The sequence below is a fragment of the Pseudomonas sp. BP6 genome, assembly GCF_017875935.1.
Classification (GTDB): domain Bacteria; phylum Pseudomonadota; class Gammaproteobacteria; order Pseudomonadales; family Pseudomonadaceae; genus Aquipseudomonas; species Aquipseudomonas putida_Y.
The window spans coordinates 137,334-151,637 of sequence record NZ_JAGINI010000001.1; the positions used below are offsets into that span (position 1 = coordinate 137,334).

The following is a 14,304-nucleotide window of genomic DNA, read 5'->3' on the forward strand; positions in this document are numbered from 1 at the left end:
CGGGTTTACCCGCGAATACGGTAGCGGCGGCAACGGTGATCGGCGGGTGGAAATTGGCCAGCAGCCCCGGCCCTTTCGCGGGTGAACCCGCTCCTACAAAGGCCTGTGCGTGTGTAGGAGCGGGTTTACCCGCGAATACGGTAGCGGCGGCAACGGTGATCGGCGGGTGGAAATTGGCCAGCAGCCCCGGCCCTTTCGCGATGAACCCGCGCCTACAAGGGGTGGGGCATGGGTGGTTACCTCATACCGGGTCGGCGTGCACCATCACGTCTGCCTGTGGGTAACGCTGGCGGATCACCCGCGAGGCCTCCACGCACAAGCTATGCGCCTCATGCAGCGGCAGTTGCCCCGGCAGTTCCAGGTGCAGTTGCACAAACCACTGGTTGCCCGACACGCGCGTGCGCAGGTCATGCACGCCTTTCACGCCTGCAACGGCCAGCACCAGCGCGGTCATCTCCTCGCCAACATCGCCGGGTAACGCCTTGTCCATCAGGATCGCCGTACTTTCGCGGGCAATTTGCAGCGCACTCCAGAGGATGTAAAAGGCGATGCCCAGGCCGAACAGCGCATCCAACTGAGGCCAGCCAAAACGCGCCAGCAACAAGGCCAGCAGAATGCTGCCGTTGAGCAGCAAGTCCGAGCGGTAGTGCAGGGAATCTGCCCGCACCGCAGTAGAGCCGGTGAGCCGGATAACCTTGTACTGCAATGCCAGCAGGGCGACTGTCAGCACCAGCGACAGCAGCATCACTACAATGCCAATGGCGGTATCACCCAGCGGTTGCGGGGTGTACAAGCGCTCGATCGCTTGCACCCCGATCAGCACCGCACTGACTCCGATGAACAGCGCCTGGGCCATACCGGCCAAGGCCTCGGCCTTGCCATGGCCAAACCGGTGATCGTCGTCGGCCGGGCGCAGGGCATAGTGCACCGCCAGCAGGTTGAGGAACGAGGCCACTGCGTCCAGTGCCGAATCGGTCAGCCCAGCCAGCAGGCTCACCGACCCACTCAGCCACCAGGCCAGCGCCTTGCTCAGCACCAGGATGCTGGCCACTGCCAGTGACGCGCGTGTGGCCAGGCGCAGCAGGCGCTGGTGTTCAGCTGGGGTCGTGGTCATCCGTGGTCAGCGTCCGTGTGGCTCAGGCTGCCGGGACCAGGCCGAGGCTGGCCAGTTGTTCGATGCTGCCGCGGTGCTGGATCAGCCGTGGGTCGTTCAGCGGCAGGCGCTGGCCCAGTTCGCTTTCCAGAATGGCCTGCAACTTCAGGTTGTCGACCTTGCCATCGGGGCTGACGGCTTCTTGCAGTTTGGCCGGTTCGACCTGGGCGGTGTGGCCACCTGGGTAGTAAATGGCGCCGGTGGCAAAGTCGATGCCGAAGGCAATGAGCCCCGGGATCACGTAGAACAGAATACCGATGGCATCCATTGCAGCAACCACAGGGTCGATCTTGCCGCCGATCTGGCCGCGCCGGTCCGGGTAGAAAATGGTGCCGCAGGCCGTCAGTTGAGTCAGCAGGGTGGCGATGAGGGCGCCACCGATGACGCGGGTCGAGATGCGCATGTAAATCTCCGAGAAGGTGTTCAGCAGGACAAGCGATGCGCCTGCACCTGATGTTAAGACCATGATAGAGCAGGCTGGGTTCGCCGTTATACTCGCGACACTGTTCGAGGACCACCATGATTTCATTACCCATTGATGCTGCCTTGCCCGCCCTGCGCCAGGCGCTGGAAAACCGTGACGAAGTGGTGCTTGAAGCCCCGCCCGGCGCTGGCAAGACCACCCGCGTGCCACTGGCGCTGCTGCACGAACCGTGGCTGGCCGGGCAGACCATCCTCATGCTCGAGCCTCGGCGCCTGGCTGCGCGTGCTGCGGCCGAACGGCTGGCCAGTGAACTGGGCGAGCAGGTTGGGGAAACCGTGGGTTACCGCATCCGCCTGGACAGCAAGGTCGGGCCGAAAACCCGTATCGAAGTGGTGACCGAAGGCATCCTCACACGCCGTCTGCAAGCCGACCCGGCGCTGGAAGGTGTGGGCTTGCTGATCTTCGATGAATTTCATGAGCGCAGCCTGGATGCCGATCTGGCCCTGGCGCTGAGCCTTAACGGCCGCGAGTTGCTTCGTGACGACCCGCCCCTGAAGATTCTGCTGATGTCGGCGACGCTGGAAGGCGAGCGCCTGTCGCGGCTGTTGGACGATGCCCCGGTGGTCACCAGTGAAGGGCGCATGCATCCGGTGGATATCCGTTGGGGGCGGCCGTTCCAGCCAGGCGAGTTCATCGAGCCACGGGTGGTGGACAGCGTGCTGCATGCGCTGGCTGACCAGGCCGGCAGCGTGCTGGTGTTCCTGCCTGGGCAAGCCGAGATCCGCCGGGTTCACCAAAGCCTTCAGGAGGCGCTGGGGGCGCGCCCCGAGATTCTGCTGTGCCCGCTGCATGGCGAGCTCGACCTCAATGCCCAGCGCGCCGCTATCGACCCGCCGGCCAAGGGCCTGCGCAAGGTGGTGCTGGCCACCAACATCGCCGAAACCAGCCTGACCATCGATGGCGTGCGCGTGGTGATCGACGCAGGGCTGGCCCGGGTGCCGCGCTTCGACCCCGGCAGCGGCATGACCCGCCTGGACACCCAGCGCATTTCCCGCGCCAGTGCCACCCAGCGCGCCGGGCGTGCCGGCCGTCTGGAGCCCGGCGTGTGCTACCGCCTTTGGTCCGAGGCCCAGCATGACCAGTTGGCCGCCCATGGCAGTGCCGAGATCCTCCAGGCCGACCTGGCCGGGCTGGCCCTGCAACTGACCCGCTGGGGTGTAACCCCCGAGCAGTTGCGTTGGCTCGACCAGCCGCCTGCGGCAGCGTTCGCTCAGGCGCAGGACCTGTTGGCGCGACTCAGCGCCTTCAAGCCGGGCAGCCGCGACAACCTCAGCGAGCATGGCCAGGCCATGGCCGAACTGCCGGCTCACCCACGCATCGCGCACTTGTTGCTGCGCGGTCAGGACCTGGGCCTGGCACAGATGGCATGCGATGTGGCTGCACTGCTGGGGGAGCGGGACATTCAGCGCGGCGGTGGTGCCGACTTGCACAGCCGACTTGCGCTGGTCAGCGGTGAGAGCAAGGCTGCGCGTGGCGGCCAGGGTGGGGTGCAGCGTGCTCGCCAGCTGGCCCGGCAATACCGTGGCCTGTTGCGTGGCAAGGTTGGTGCGCCGGTCGCCGACCCGGACCACCCTCGCTGGTTGGGCGCCCTGCTGGCGCTGGCCTACCCTGACCGGGTCGCCCAGCAGCGCCGGGCGGGTGGGGCTGAGTATCGGCTCGCCAACGGCCGTGCGGCCCTGTTTGGCGAAGTCGATGCCTTGATGAAGTGCCCATGGCTGGTGATCGCCGACCTGGGTAGCCGCCAGGGGCAGCGTGAGGAGCGGATCTATCTGGCAGCCGAATTCGATCCGGTGTTGCTCGAGGGTGTACTGGCCGAGCAGGTCGAGCGGGTCGATATCCTCGATTGGGACGAGCGCGAGCAGGTGTTGCGCGCCGAGCGCCAGGTGAAGGTTGGCGAACTGGTCCTCAGCCGCGAGCCGCTGCCCGGGCTGGATGACGAAGCCAGGGCCCGAGCGCTGCTTGGCCTGGTCCGGCGCAAAGGTTTGAACCTGCTGACCTGGACGCCCGAGCTGCGGCAATGGCAGGCACGTGTGGCACTGCTGCGTCAGCTCGACCTGGAGAAGGATGGCCACAGTGAATGGCCTGACCTGGGGGACGAGGCCCTGCTGGCCAGCCTGGAAGACTGGCTACAGCCTTACCTGAGCAAAGTATCGCGTCTCAGCCACTTTGCCGCGCTGGACTTGCCGTCGATGCTGCGTAACCTGCTGCCCTGGCCGCTGCCGCAACGCCTGGAAGAACAGGCCCCGGCGCATCTGGCCGTGCCGTCCGGCTCGAACATCCGCCTGGATTACAGCGAAACCCCGCCGATTCTCGCCGTGCGTCTGCAAGAACTGTTCGGCCTTGCCGACACCCCGCGCATCGCCAATGGCCGGCAGCAGGTCAAGCTGCACCTGCTGTCACCGGCGCGTCGGCCGGTGCAGGTGACCCAGGACCTGGCCAGTTTCTGGCGCACGACCTATGCCGAGGTGAAGAAAGACCTGAAAGGGCGATATCCGAAGCACTACTGGCCGGACGACCCTCTGGTGGCCGAGGCTACCGCCAGGGCCAAGCCGAGAGGGAGCTGATGCACACCACCGAGTGCGGCAGGCCGAAAAATCATGCTCTGGCCACGACGTGGCAGTGGTCGTGCCATTTATCGTATTGCCCCCGTCAGTGAAGCTCGATCTGCCTGCCTCAACAGGAACGTGATCACTTCGCCTTCCTCGACGTTGAGCCAGGCTACCCACTCCCCACTCCTGTGCGGCGTATCCGTGAGGGCGCCGACCCTGTAGCCCCGCTGGTCGCGCAGATGGCAGACAAGGCCTTCATCTGTCAGCGCCAGCGGCTCGATTTTCCAGTATTCGCTAACCTCTGCATGCCAGTAGAAGCCCAGATAGCCATTGCGGCTGAATCCTAGCTTCTTGGTCTCCGGGCGCCCTGGCATGCTGATGCGGTAGTGCAGGCGATCGTTGGTCCGCGAGTGGTAATGAAAGTCCATCACCGGCGAGTCCTGCCTACCTCCCGCCTGCAACCAGTCATCCTCGGGGGTAATGCCCCAGCCGAATTTGTCTGTACTGCGGCTGAGGCGCAGCGGGATGTCTCGGTCGACGGCGCGCATGTACAGTTGGCCGCGAAATGACCGGGCGTACCCTGCCTTGATGGTTTCGTTCATGGTGCACTCCTTGAATGGCGTTGAGGGTGTGCACTCTGGCGCCAAGGCTGGGCAGCCGGCAGATCGAAAACATTCCCCGGTGGCCTCAGGTGCTGGCTTCACCTTCCAGCAACATGAACAGGCGATACAGCACCACGGTGCTGAACAGCTGCAGGAAGCCGCTGAGGCTGTCCATGGCCAGTTCCATCCCTGGTGATGGCTCGGGGAAGGCCATCAACAGCAGCCCGTCGATCAGCCAGATCGGCGCCAGCACGCCTAGAACGCAGATCATGATGCGCATGAAGTGCCCGGTGGTCATGCTTGCGCTTTCGCGCATCGCCTGCACCACCGGCCGGCCGCGCAGTACCAGCAGGTACTCGGCGAACACCAGGTTGATCATGATCCACACCCCCGGGAAGATGAACAGCGCAAGGCCGGCCATGATCAGCAGCGAGCTGATCAGGATCAGCAGGGCCAGTTGTGGCCACAACTGCAGGGCGCGGGCGAACAGGTCGCGCTTGGCGATTTCCTGGCCGTTGCTGCGCGTGTCCAGGTACAGGATCAGGGCTGCGCTGTACAACGGGTAGAACAACAGGCTGACCAGCATGCCGTAGGCCGGTGATGCCTGGTCGCCCAGCTGTCGGTCCAGCAACTGGGTGAGCAGGGCTTCCACGACCACCAGCGGCAGGCACAGCTGGAGGATGTTTGGCAGGTGACGGCGGAAGAAGTACAGGGAGTCGCGCAGAACGCTCAGCGGATTCATCAGTCAACATCGCATGGCAGTAAAAACAGGGGCCTAACTTTAGCCCAAAGCAGGCCTGGGGCTGTCACTTGCTGAAAAAAGTTTCACCGCAGCAGTGATTGAATCCCGCGCCTGTACGCCCCATCTTTGACGCTGTCCGTTGTCCCGCTACCCCACGAGGTCGCCCCATGAACACTGAAGAACAAACCCTGATCGACGGCCTGTTCGGCCGTCTCAAGCAAGCCGAAGACCCGAGCCAGCCGCGTGACGCGCAAGCCCAGGCGTGTATCGAGCAGCACGTGCGTCAGCAACCGGCGGCGCCTTACTACATGACCCAGGCGATTCTGGTGCAGGAGGCCGCGATCAAGCGCCTCGACGAACAGAACAAGCAGCTGCAAGCCGAGCTGCAACAGGCACGTGCCCAGGCTCAGGCGGCACAAGCCGCCAGCAGTGCGCCGAGCAATGGCGGGGGTGGCTTCTTGTCCGGCATCTTTGGTTCGGGTGGGCGCAACGCGGCCCCGGCGGTGCAGCCACAGCGTCCTTCGGCGCCCCCAGTAGCGTCCGGTGGTGGCTGGCGCGAGCCGTCGGCACCTGGTTTCACCCGGCCTCAGGCGCCGCAGCCTGGCTATGGCGCCGCGCCTGCGCGCAGTGGGGCCAGCAGCTTCCTTGGTGGAGCCATGCAGACTGCCGCCGGTGTGGCCGGTGGTGTGTTGCTGGCGCAGGGTATCAGCAGCCTGTTCAACCACAACTCGCAACCGGAGGAAGTGGTCGAGGTCATCAAGGAAGAGCCGGTGCCAGCCAGCGACAGTGGCGGCTGGAGCGACCAGGGCGGGCAGCAGCAAGTGGCTGACAACGGTGGCTGGGGCAGTGACCAGGGCGGTTACGCCGACAGTGATTACGGCAGCGATGATGGCGGGTTCTTCTCGGACGACGACTCGTTCGTCTGACAGGTCTGGCATACTGCTGGCATTTCCGGGGGCGCTTTGCGCCCCTTCGCGGGCACGCCCGCTCCCACATGTACGCGCGATACCTGTGGGAGCGGGCGTGCCCGCGAAGGGCTGCGCAGCAGCCCCCCCAGCACTCCAGGCCAAAAATGAGGTTCCCAGGTGAAAAAGATCGCGCTGTTCGCCGATGTGCAGAACCTCTACTACACCGTACGCCAGGCCCACGGCTGCCACTTCAACTACACCGCCCTGTGGGCTGACGTCAGCCGCGAAGGCCAGATCGTCGAGGCCGTGGCCTATGCCATCGACCGTGGCGACAGCAAACAGCAGCAGTTCCAGCAGATCTTGCGCAACCTCGGTTTCGATGTGCGCCTCAAACCGTTCATCCAGCGCAGCGATGGCTCGGCCAAAGGCGACTGGGATGTGGGCATTACCCTGGATGTGATCGACGCGGCCAGCCGGGTCGACCAGGTGGTGCTGGCCTCCGGCGACGGTGACTTCGACCTGCTGCTGGAGCGGGTAATCCAGCGCCATGGCACCGAAGCGGTGGTGTATGGCGTGCCGGGCCTGACGGCGTTGTCACTGATCCGTGCTGCCACCCGCTACGTGCCCATCGAAGGCGCGCTGTTGCTCAAACACTAAGGTCTTTTCATGGAACGTATCGCTGTCATCGACTTTGAAACCACCGGCATTTCCCCCGGTACCGGCTGCCGTGCCACCGAGGTGGCGGTGGTAATGCTCGAGGGTGGGCGCATTGTCGAGCGCTACCAGAGCCTGATGAACGCCGGTGTGCCGGTGCCGGCCTTCGTCGCAGGGCTGACCGGCATCACCACCGCCATGCTGCGTGGTGCGCCGCCGGTGGACAAAGTGATGAACGAGGTGGCCGAGTTCGTCGGTAGCACCCCACTGTTGGCGCACAACGCTGCTTTCGACCAGAAGTTCTGGGACTATGAGCTGGGCCGTATTGGCCGCAGCCGCAGCCAGCCCTTCGCGTGTTCCCTGTTGCTGTCACGGCGCCTGCTGCCCACCGCGCCCAACCACAAGCTGGGCACTTTGACACGCTGGGCTGGGTTGCCTGACACGGGCACCGCGCACCGGGCCATGGCCGATGCCGAAATGGCCGCCAACCTGCTGCAGCATCTGGCGGGTGTGTTGCACCAGGACCACGGGGTTCAGCAACTGTCGCACGAGCTGCTTTGCCGGCTGCAGAAAACCCCGGCTGCGAAGGTGCGCGAAGCGCTGGCCAAGTATCGTCAGGGCTAGCAGGTGATCGTCTGGGGTGTCGCCTGCGCCGCACGCACCAGAATTGTGCCGCTCATTTGCACCCGTTCTGTAACGTACCTTCACTCAGGCAGGCCGTTAAACTGAGCCACCCGTAAATGGATTTCGAGTTTTCCCCATGCCTGCCTCCCGTCGTTTCCCGCTGTTGCTGATTGGCGCCTTCCTGGCCCTTTATCTGGTCTGGGGTTCCACTTACCTGTTCATTCGCATCGGCGTCGAGAGCTGGCCTCCGATGCTCATGGCCGGGGTGCGCTTCCTGATCGCCGGGGGGCTGCTATACGGCTTCCTGCGTTGGCGCGGCGTGCCGGCACCTACCTGGCCGCAATGGCGGGCGGCAGGGGCGATCGGTTTCTTGCTGCTCAGTTGTGGCAACGGCGGGGTGACCGTGGCCGAGCATGCGGGTGTGGCTTCGGGCGTGGCGGCTTTGGCAGTGGCGACGGTGCCGCTGTTCACCTTGCTGTTCGGCCTGTTGTTCGGGCACCGCAATTCCAAGCTGGAATGGGCGGGGATCGCCCTTGGGCTGGTGGGCATCGGCCTGCTGAACCTGGGTTCCAACCTGCAGGCAAGCCCGATAGGTGCGGCGCTGATCATCTTCGCGGCGGCGTCCTGGGCATTCGGCTCGGTGTGGAGCAAGACCTTGCCGCTGCCCCAGGGGCCGATGGCCAGCGCAGCGGAAATGCTGGTCGGGGGGGCGGTGCTGTTGCTGGGCAGTGTACTGTCGGGCGAACGCATGACACAGGTGCCGACCGCTGCTGGCTGGGGGGCGCTGGCCTACCTGGTGTTCTTCGGTTCGATCCTGGCGTTCAGTGCCTACATGTACCTGCTCAAGCACGTGCGCCCGGCAGCGGCCACCAGCTACGCCTACGTCAACCCGGCGGTGGCGGTGCTGCTGGGTATCGTCTTTGCCGGTGAGCAGATTGGCGCTGAAGAGTGCGTGGCGATGGCAGTGATCATCGGCGCGGTGGTGCTGATCGGCCTGCCACAGTGGCGCAAGGCGCCCGTAACTGTGCCACCGTTGAAAGGTGAAATCTGCAAGTAGGCAGGGGCGATGCGGTAAACTTGCCGCCTTCGCTGAACCCCCTGACGGTATTGCCATGAATTTCGCCAAACTCGGCCTGATCGAACCGCTGCTGCGCACGCTGCAGCAACTGGACTACACCACCCCGACCCCAGTGCAGGCCAAAGCCATCCCCGCCGTGCTGGCCGGCCGCGACCTGATGGCCGCAGCCCAGACCGGTACCGGCAAGACCGCAGGCTTCGCCCTGCCTGTGCTGCAGCGCCTGGCGCTGGAGGGCGAGAAGGTGGCCAGTAATTCGATCCGTGCCTTGGTGCTGGTACCCACCCGCGAGCTGGCCGAGCAGGTGCACAACAACGTGCGCGAATACGCCGAGAACCTGCCGCTGAGTACTTACGCGGTGTATGGCGGGGTCAGTATCAACCCGCAGATGATGCGCCTGCGTCGTGGTGTCGACCTGCTGGTGGCTACACCTGGCCGCTTGCTCGACCTGTTCCGGCAGAACGCCGTGAAGTTCAACCAGGTGCAGACCCTGGTGCTGGATGAAGCCGACCGCATGCTTGACCTGGGCTTTGCCGAAGAGCTGCAGTCGGTGTATGCGGCACTGCCGCGCAAGCGCCAGACGCTGCTGTTTTCCGCCACTTTCTCTGATCAGATTCGCATGCTGGCGGGGCTTGCGCTGAATGACCCGCTCAGTATCGAAGTGAGCCCGCGCAACGCCACGGCCACCAGCGTCAAGCAGTGGCTGGTGCCTGTGGACAAGAAGCGCAAGGCCGACCTGTTCTGCCACCTGCTGCGCAAACAGCGCTGGAAGCAGGTGCTGGTGTTCGCCAAGACCCGTAATGGCGTCGATCAACTGGTGGAGCGCTTGCTGGCCGAAGGCGTGAATGCCGACGGCATCCACGGTGATCGCCCACAGGCGACCCGGCAGCGTGCGCTGGACAGCTTCAAGGCCCGTGAGGTGCAAGTGCTGGTGGCGACCGATGTGGCGGCCCGTGGCCTGGATATCGATGACTTGCCGCTGGTCGTCAACCTCGACCTGCCGATCGTTGCCGAAGACTACGTGCACCGCATCGGGCGTACCGGGCGGGCGGGCAACAAGGGCGAGGCGATTTCGCTGGTGTGTGCGGATGAAGTGCAACTGCTGGCGGCTATCGAGGTGCTGACCCGGCAGACCCTGCCGCGTCATGAAGAGCCGGATTTCATCCCTGAGCACCGGGTGCCGATGACCGATGCCAGCGGGCAGGTTATCAAGAAACCGAAGAAGCCCAAGAAGCCGAAAGAAAACAGCGCCAAGCGCGGGCTGGGGCGCTGGATGGACAGCACTGAAGCCGGCAGTGCGGAACCGGCGGTGAAGGCTGTTCGCAAGGTGCCGAGCTTCAATGGTGGGCCGCGCAAGCGTAAGCCTTGAGGTTTTGGGGCCGCTTTGCGGCCCTTTCGCGACGCCAGGGCGCTCCCACACGGATCGCGCCAGCTTTCAGAAATTGAGCAAGACAGTTGCTCCCACATGGGCTGCGCAATCTGGATTGATGCAGTACTTGTGGAAGCAGCCCCGGCAAGCTGTCAGGAAGCCCGCACCCAATCCGCCGCTGCCCGCCCGGCGCGCAAGCCGCTGGCAAAGCACGCCGTGAGCAGATACCCCCCGGTTGGCGCCTCCCAGTCCAGCATCTCGCCGGCACAGAATACCCCCGGCATGCCCTTTACCATCAATCCCTCATCCAGCCCCTCGAAGCGGACCCCGCCGGCACTGCTGATCGCCTCATCCAGCGGCCGCGTGCGTATCAGGGTGATGGGCAATGCCTTGATGGCTCGAGCCAAGGCATCAACGTCGGCAAAGGTCGCCGGATCAGTCAGCTCGCGCAGCAGTGCTGCCTTGACCCCATCAATCCCCAGCTGGCTGTGCAGGTGCTTGGCCATGGAGCGTGAACCGCGTGGTTTGGCCAGTGCCTGGGCAATCTTGTCCACAGGCTTGTCCGGCAGCAGGTCGAGCAACAACACCCCATGGCCTTCACGGTGGATGGCCTCGCGTACCGGTGCCGACCAGGCATACACCAGGCTGCCTTCCACACCTTGAGCGGTGAGGATGAACTCGCCCTTGCGCGGTGTGCTGCCCGGGACACTGAGGGCGATGTTCTTCAGCGGTGCGCCCGCGAACTTGTCCTTGAGCAGCGCGCTCCAGCCCTCTACTTCAAAACCGCAGTTGCTCGGCTGCAAAGGCGAGATATCCACAGCCCGTTCGGCCAGCAGCGGTTGCCAGCTGCCGTCAGAACCCAGGCGCGCCCAGCTGGCGCCACCCAGCGCCAGCACCACGACCGAGGCTTTCACCTGCCGTTCGCCCTGTGGATAAGCAATTCGCAAGCTGCCATCGGTGTTCCAGCCCAACCAGCGATGGCGGGTGTGGATAACTACCCCGCTGTCGCGCAGGCGCTTGAGCCAGGCACGCAGCAACGGTGCGGCTTTCATGTCGGTGGGGAACACCCGGCCCGAGGTGCCGACGAAGGTTTCGATGCCCAAACCATGAATCCACTGGCGCAACGCGTCCGCATCGAAGTCGCGTAGCAGGGCTTCGATTTCGCCCTGGCGTTCGGCATAGCGGGCCACGAACGCCGGGTAGGGCTCGGAATGGGTGATGTTCATGCCGCCGACACCCGCCAGCAGGAACTTGCGCCCAACCGAAGGCATGGCATCGAACACCTCGACCGCCAGGCCTGCGTTGGCCAGTGCTTCGGCAGCCATCAGGCCGGCGGGGCCGCCACCGATGACGACAGCGGGAGGAGGGGATGCGGGGTTCAGATCGGGCATGGTGGGCAGCAGGCTGTGGAAAAGAGGCGCATTCTACCGCAGCGCTGCCCACGGAAGCACTGGTCAAAAAATAGCCAGCGTCACGCAGGCCTTGCCAGTAAAGGGCTACAGCGCCTTTCGCGCAGGTTATCCACAAGCGGTTCCACAGTCATTGTGAACAACCCATGACACGTGCGGCGCTGTGGTGAAGGATGCCGTGGCGTTTGGCCAGGGCTGTGCGGTCCTTGCTGTAGCCTCCGCCGATCACGCCCACCACCGGGATATCGCGGCCCAGGCAATGGCGCAGCACGGCTTCGTCACGGGCGGCAACGCCTGCGTCGGTCAGCTGCAGGTAGCCCAGGGCGTCGTCCTTGTGCACATCGACACCGGCGTCATATAACACCAGGTCGGGTTGATAAAGCGGCAGCAGGTAGTTGAGGGCGTCGTCCACCACCTTCAGGTAGGCCGCGTCGCCCATGCCTCGGGGCAGAGGGATGTCCCAGTCGCTTTGTGCCTTGCGGGCGGGGAAGTTCTGTTCGCAGTGCAGCGACACGGTGATGGCCTCAGGCGTGTCGTGCAGGATGCGCGCGGTGCCGTCACCCTGGTGCACGTCGCAATCGAAGATCAGCACCCGGTGTACCCGGCCTGCTTCCAGCAGGTAGCGGCTGATGACCGCCAGGTCGTTGAAAATGCAGAAGCCGGCGGGGTGGTCGTAATGAGCGTGGTGGGTGCCACCGGCGAGGTGGCAGGCGATGCCGTGCTGCAGCGCCATCTCGGCAGTCAGCAGTGAGCCGCCGACGGCGCGCACGGTACGCCGGGCCAGGGCCTCGCTCCAGGGCAGGCCGAGGCGGCGCTGGTCCTCGCGCGACAGCTCGCCGTTCATGTAGCGCTCGATGTAGCTGCGGTCATGGGCCAGGGCGAGGATGTCGTTGGGGCAGATGTCCGGGCGCAGCAGGGCCTGGTCGGTGGTCAGCCCGCTGCCGACCAGGTGGTCGTGCAGCAGTCGGAACTTGTCCATTGGGAAGCGGTGTTCGGCGGGGAACTCCGGGCTGTAATCTTCGTGGTAGATCAGCGGCAACGGCATGGTTGAGGTCGTAATCAGGGCCAGTGCTGATCTTGCCATGACGGGTGACTGTAATGGGAGTACCTGTTTCTTGCGCCGGTACCGGCCCTTTGTGGGAGCGGCCTTGTGTCGCGATTGGGCTGCGCAGCAGCCCCAAAATTTCAGCGCAGATGCACACATTGCTGGGGCTGCTGCGCAGCCCAATCGCGACACAAGGCCGCTCCCACAGAGATGGCGTTTACGTTTGAGGGCTATTTTCCTGTGCTGGCCAATACGCGTTGCCAGTCCGGTTCGTTCAGGCGCCCCAGGATGCGTGCCTTGCCATTGCCATCCACCGATACGAACAGGGCGCTGGCATAGTTGCTTTGACGTTCGCCGCCGGCAACGTGCTGCTGGCGGGCAAAGTGGTCGATGCAGCCGTTGTGAGTCACCAGCACCAGGTTGTGGCCCGCGCGTTTGTGTGCAAGCGCTTCGTTGGCGAACTGGCTGTCGCAGCTTTCCAGCCAGTCTTCGCTGGCCACCGCCTGGCCGAGGATGAAGTGCGCGGTTTGCCGGGTGCGCCGTTTCGGGCTGGTGAGCAAGTCGGCGTTGTTCAGGCCCAGCCGGTGCAGCCCCTGGCCAACGCGGGCGGCAGCCTGGCTACCGCTCAGGGTGATCCCCGTGGGGTCGTCCAGGCAGGGGCCGGGGGCGCTGTCGCAGCGTTCGGCGTGGCGGATCATCACGATCACCGCACCGTCGGCCCAGTCCTGCAGCAGGCCGCTGTCACTCAGTTGTTGCTCGTTGCCAAGGTCCACGATATGCGTCCTCGTCGCCAGCCAGGTGGTCAACGCCGCCACGACCATGCACAGGCCCAGGGCGGCTCCGAGGGCTTTGCGGGTCAGGCGTCGCTTGCGCCGGGCGTGAATGGCGGAGTGCCCCAGGGTATTGCTCAATTGCATGCGTGGCTCCGTTGGCATGGCCGTGCTTGGCACGGCAGGGATGGCGGCATCCTGCCAAGTGGCCTGTCGGGGGCCGGTGAAGGGCGTGTGAAAATTGCATTCGGCTACTACCGGCTGGGTGAAACCCGCGCCCGCGCCTACGCTGTAAACTGCAACACGGCAAAACCGGAGCAGGCCCGATGACCCCTATTCTTGAACTGGAAAGCGCACGGCTGGTGCTGCGCCAATGGCATGACGACGACCTGCGCGAGTTCGCCGCGCTGTGCGCTGACCCGCAGGTAATGCGTTACTTTCCGGCGCCGTTGACGCGCCTTGAGGCCGCTGCGTTGATCGGCCGCGTGCGTGGGCACTTCAATGAATACGGTTTTGGTTTGTGGGCCCTGGAGCGCAAGGACAGCGGCGCGTTCATCGGCATGACTGGCTTGCTGCACGTGGGCTTTGACGCCGATTTCACCCCCGCCGTAGAGATTGGCTGGCGCCTGGCCCGCCGCCACTGGGGCCTTGGCTTTGCCAGCGAAGCGGCGTGGACCTGCCTGCGTTGTGCTTTTGCCCAATTGCGCCTGGAGGAGGTCGTGTCATTCACTAGCGAATGCAACCTGCCGTCGCAGAAGGTCATGCAGGCCATTGGCATGCAGCAGGACCCACACGGCAGTTTCGAGCACCCCCGCCTGCCCATTGGCCACCCACTGCGCCCGCATGTGCTGTACCGCATTGACCGCGCGCACTGGGAGCGCACCCTGCGCGCCTGAATGCACGGCCATGCCCGGCGCGAA

At 64.7% G+C, this 14,304-nt stretch carries 14 protein-coding genes; 7 read left to right on the forward strand and 7 right to left on the reverse strand.

Annotated features, from left to right (window positions below):
* Positions 1-241: 241 nt before the first annotated feature.
* Together J3A98_RS00655 and J3A98_RS00660 are read right to left on the reverse strand one after the other, a co-directional pair.
* Positions 242-1,114 (reverse strand): cation diffusion facilitator family transporter, encoded by an 873-nt coding sequence (locus J3A98_RS00655; RefSeq protein ID WP_209963268.1) that lies wholly within the window; start codon positions 1,112-1,114, stop codon positions 242-244.
* A gap of 22 nt (positions 1,115-1,136) precedes the next feature.
* A complete protein-coding gene (locus J3A98_RS00660; protein WP_209963270.1) occupies positions 1,137-1,556 on the reverse strand; it encodes a polyribonucleotide nucleotidyltransferase in 420 nt (139 codons plus the stop codon).
* A 116-nt stretch (positions 1,557-1,672) separates the two neighbouring features.
* Between J3A98_RS00660 and hrpB the strand changes: the two genes are divergently transcribed.
* Positions 1,673-4,201 carry an ATP-dependent helicase HrpB gene (gene hrpB, locus J3A98_RS00665; protein ID WP_176683227.1) on the forward strand — a complete coding sequence of 843 codons (2,529 nt, stop codon included), beginning with the start codon at positions 1,673-1,675 and terminating at the stop codon, positions 4,199-4,201.
* A 68-nt stretch (positions 4,202-4,269) separates the two neighbouring features.
* Here hrpB and J3A98_RS00670 read toward each other — a convergent pair whose 3' ends face one another.
* Both J3A98_RS00670 and J3A98_RS00675 read right to left on the reverse strand, forming a co-directional pair.
* On the reverse strand, positions 4,270-4,788 hold the full coding sequence (locus J3A98_RS00670) for a hypothetical protein (protein WP_209963273.1): 519 nt from the start codon (positions 4,786-4,788) through the stop codon (positions 4,270-4,272).
* A gap of 85 nt (positions 4,789-4,873) precedes the next feature.
* Positions 4,874-5,530 (reverse strand): YciC family protein, encoded by a 657-nt coding sequence (locus J3A98_RS00675; RefSeq protein ID WP_010955396.1) that lies wholly within the window; start codon positions 5,528-5,530, stop codon positions 4,874-4,876.
* 167 nt (positions 5,531-5,697) lie between these two features.
* Between J3A98_RS00675 and J3A98_RS00680 the strand changes: the two genes are divergently transcribed.
* The 5 genes from J3A98_RS00680 (at position 5,698) to J3A98_RS00700 (ending at position 10,160) form a co-directional block, all read left to right on the forward strand.
* On the forward strand, positions 5,698-6,456 hold the full coding sequence (locus tag J3A98_RS00680) for a DUF2076 domain-containing protein (protein WP_209963276.1): 759 nt from the start codon (positions 5,698-5,700) through the stop codon (positions 6,454-6,456).
* 159 nt (positions 6,457-6,615) lie between these two features.
* Complete coding sequence (locus tag J3A98_RS00685) at positions 6,616-7,095, forward strand: NYN domain-containing protein (RefSeq protein ID WP_004576858.1); 480 nt, start codon at positions 6,616-6,618, stop codon at positions 7,093-7,095.
* Between the two features lie 9 nt (positions 7,096-7,104).
* A complete protein-coding gene (locus tag J3A98_RS00690; RefSeq protein ID WP_209963282.1) occupies positions 7,105-7,716 on the forward strand; it encodes a 3'-5' exonuclease in 612 nt (203 codons plus the stop codon).
* A gap of 136 nt (positions 7,717-7,852) precedes the next feature.
* The gene (yedA, locus tag J3A98_RS00695) at positions 7,853-8,773 is read left to right on the forward strand and encodes a drug/metabolite exporter YedA (RefSeq protein WP_209963285.1); all 921 of its coding nucleotides are present in this window, start codon (positions 7,853-7,855) and stop codon (positions 8,771-8,773) included.
* 55 nt (positions 8,774-8,828) lie between these two features.
* Positions 8,829-10,160: a DEAD/DEAH box helicase gene (locus J3A98_RS00700; protein ID WP_012053786.1), complete on the forward strand. Its 1,332-nt coding sequence runs from the start codon at positions 8,829-8,831 to the stop codon at positions 10,158-10,160.
* Between the two features lie 152 nt (positions 10,161-10,312).
* Here the strand turns inward: J3A98_RS00700 and J3A98_RS00705 are convergent, their stop codons facing one another.
* The 3 genes from J3A98_RS00705 to J3A98_RS00715 form a co-directional block, all read right to left on the reverse strand.
* Positions 10,313-11,551: a TIGR03862 family flavoprotein gene (locus tag J3A98_RS00705; RefSeq protein WP_209963286.1), complete on the reverse strand. Its 1,239-nt coding sequence runs from the start codon at positions 11,549-11,551 to the stop codon at positions 10,313-10,315.
* Positions 11,552-11,699: 148 nt separating this feature from the next.
* The gene (locus J3A98_RS00710; protein ID WP_021784367.1) at positions 11,700-12,614 is read right to left on the reverse strand and encodes a histone deacetylase; all 915 of its coding nucleotides are present in this window, start codon (positions 12,612-12,614) and stop codon (positions 11,700-11,702) included.
* A 230-nt stretch (positions 12,615-12,844) separates the two neighbouring features.
* The gene (locus tag J3A98_RS00715) at positions 12,845-13,531 is read right to left on the reverse strand and encodes a histidine phosphatase family protein (protein ID WP_209963290.1); all 687 of its coding nucleotides are present in this window, start codon (positions 13,529-13,531) and stop codon (positions 12,845-12,847) included.
* 179 nt (positions 13,532-13,710) lie between these two features.
* Between J3A98_RS00715 and J3A98_RS00720 the strand changes: the two genes are divergently transcribed.
* Entirely contained in the window at positions 13,711-14,280 is a 570-nt protein-coding gene (locus tag J3A98_RS00720; RefSeq protein ID WP_084851515.1) for a GNAT family N-acetyltransferase, read from the forward strand.
* Positions 14,281-14,304 lie beyond the last annotated feature (24 nt).

Excerpts from the sequence above, each read along its gene's own strand:
- J3A98_RS00655 (WP_209963268.1), bottom strand. The coding sequence starts at position 1,114 with ATGACCACGACCCCAGCTGAACACCAGCGCCTGCTGCGCCTGGCCACA.
- J3A98_RS00660 (WP_209963270.1), bottom strand. The coding sequence starts at position 1,556 with ATGCGCATCTCGACCCGCGTCATCGGTGGCGCCCTCATCGCCACCCTG.
- hrpB (WP_176683227.1), top strand. The coding sequence starts at position 1,673 with ATGATTTCATTACCCATTGATGCTGCCTTGCCCGCCCTGCGCCAGGCG.
- J3A98_RS00670 (WP_209963273.1), bottom strand. The coding sequence starts at position 4,788 with ATGAACGAAACCATCAAGGCAGGGTACGCCCGGTCATTTCGCGGCCAA.
- J3A98_RS00675 (WP_010955396.1), bottom strand. The coding sequence starts at position 5,530 with ATGAATCCGCTGAGCGTTCTGCGCGACTCCCTGTACTTCTTCCGCCGT.
- J3A98_RS00680 (WP_209963276.1), top strand. The coding sequence starts at position 5,698 with ATGAACACTGAAGAACAAACCCTGATCGACGGCCTGTTCGGCCGTCTC.
- J3A98_RS00690 (WP_209963282.1), top strand. The coding sequence starts at position 7,105 with ATGGAACGTATCGCTGTCATCGACTTTGAAACCACCGGCATTTCCCCC.
- yedA (WP_209963285.1), top strand. The coding sequence starts at position 7,853 with ATGCCTGCCTCCCGTCGTTTCCCGCTGTTGCTGATTGGCGCCTTCCTG.
- J3A98_RS00700 (WP_012053786.1), top strand. The coding sequence starts at position 8,829 with ATGAATTTCGCCAAACTCGGCCTGATCGAACCGCTGCTGCGCACGCTG.
- J3A98_RS00705 (WP_209963286.1), bottom strand. The coding sequence starts at position 11,551 with ATGCCCGATCTGAACCCCGCATCCCCTCCTCCCGCTGTCGTCATCGGT.
- J3A98_RS00710 (WP_021784367.1), bottom strand. The coding sequence starts at position 12,614 with ATGCCGTTGCCGCTGATCTACCACGAAGATTACAGCCCGGAGTTCCCC.
- J3A98_RS00715 (WP_209963290.1), bottom strand. The coding sequence starts at position 13,531 with ATGCAATTGAGCAATACCCTGGGGCACTCCGCCATTCACGCCCGGCGC.
- J3A98_RS00720 (WP_084851515.1), top strand. The coding sequence starts at position 13,711 with ATGACCCCTATTCTTGAACTGGAAAGCGCACGGCTGGTGCTGCGCCAA.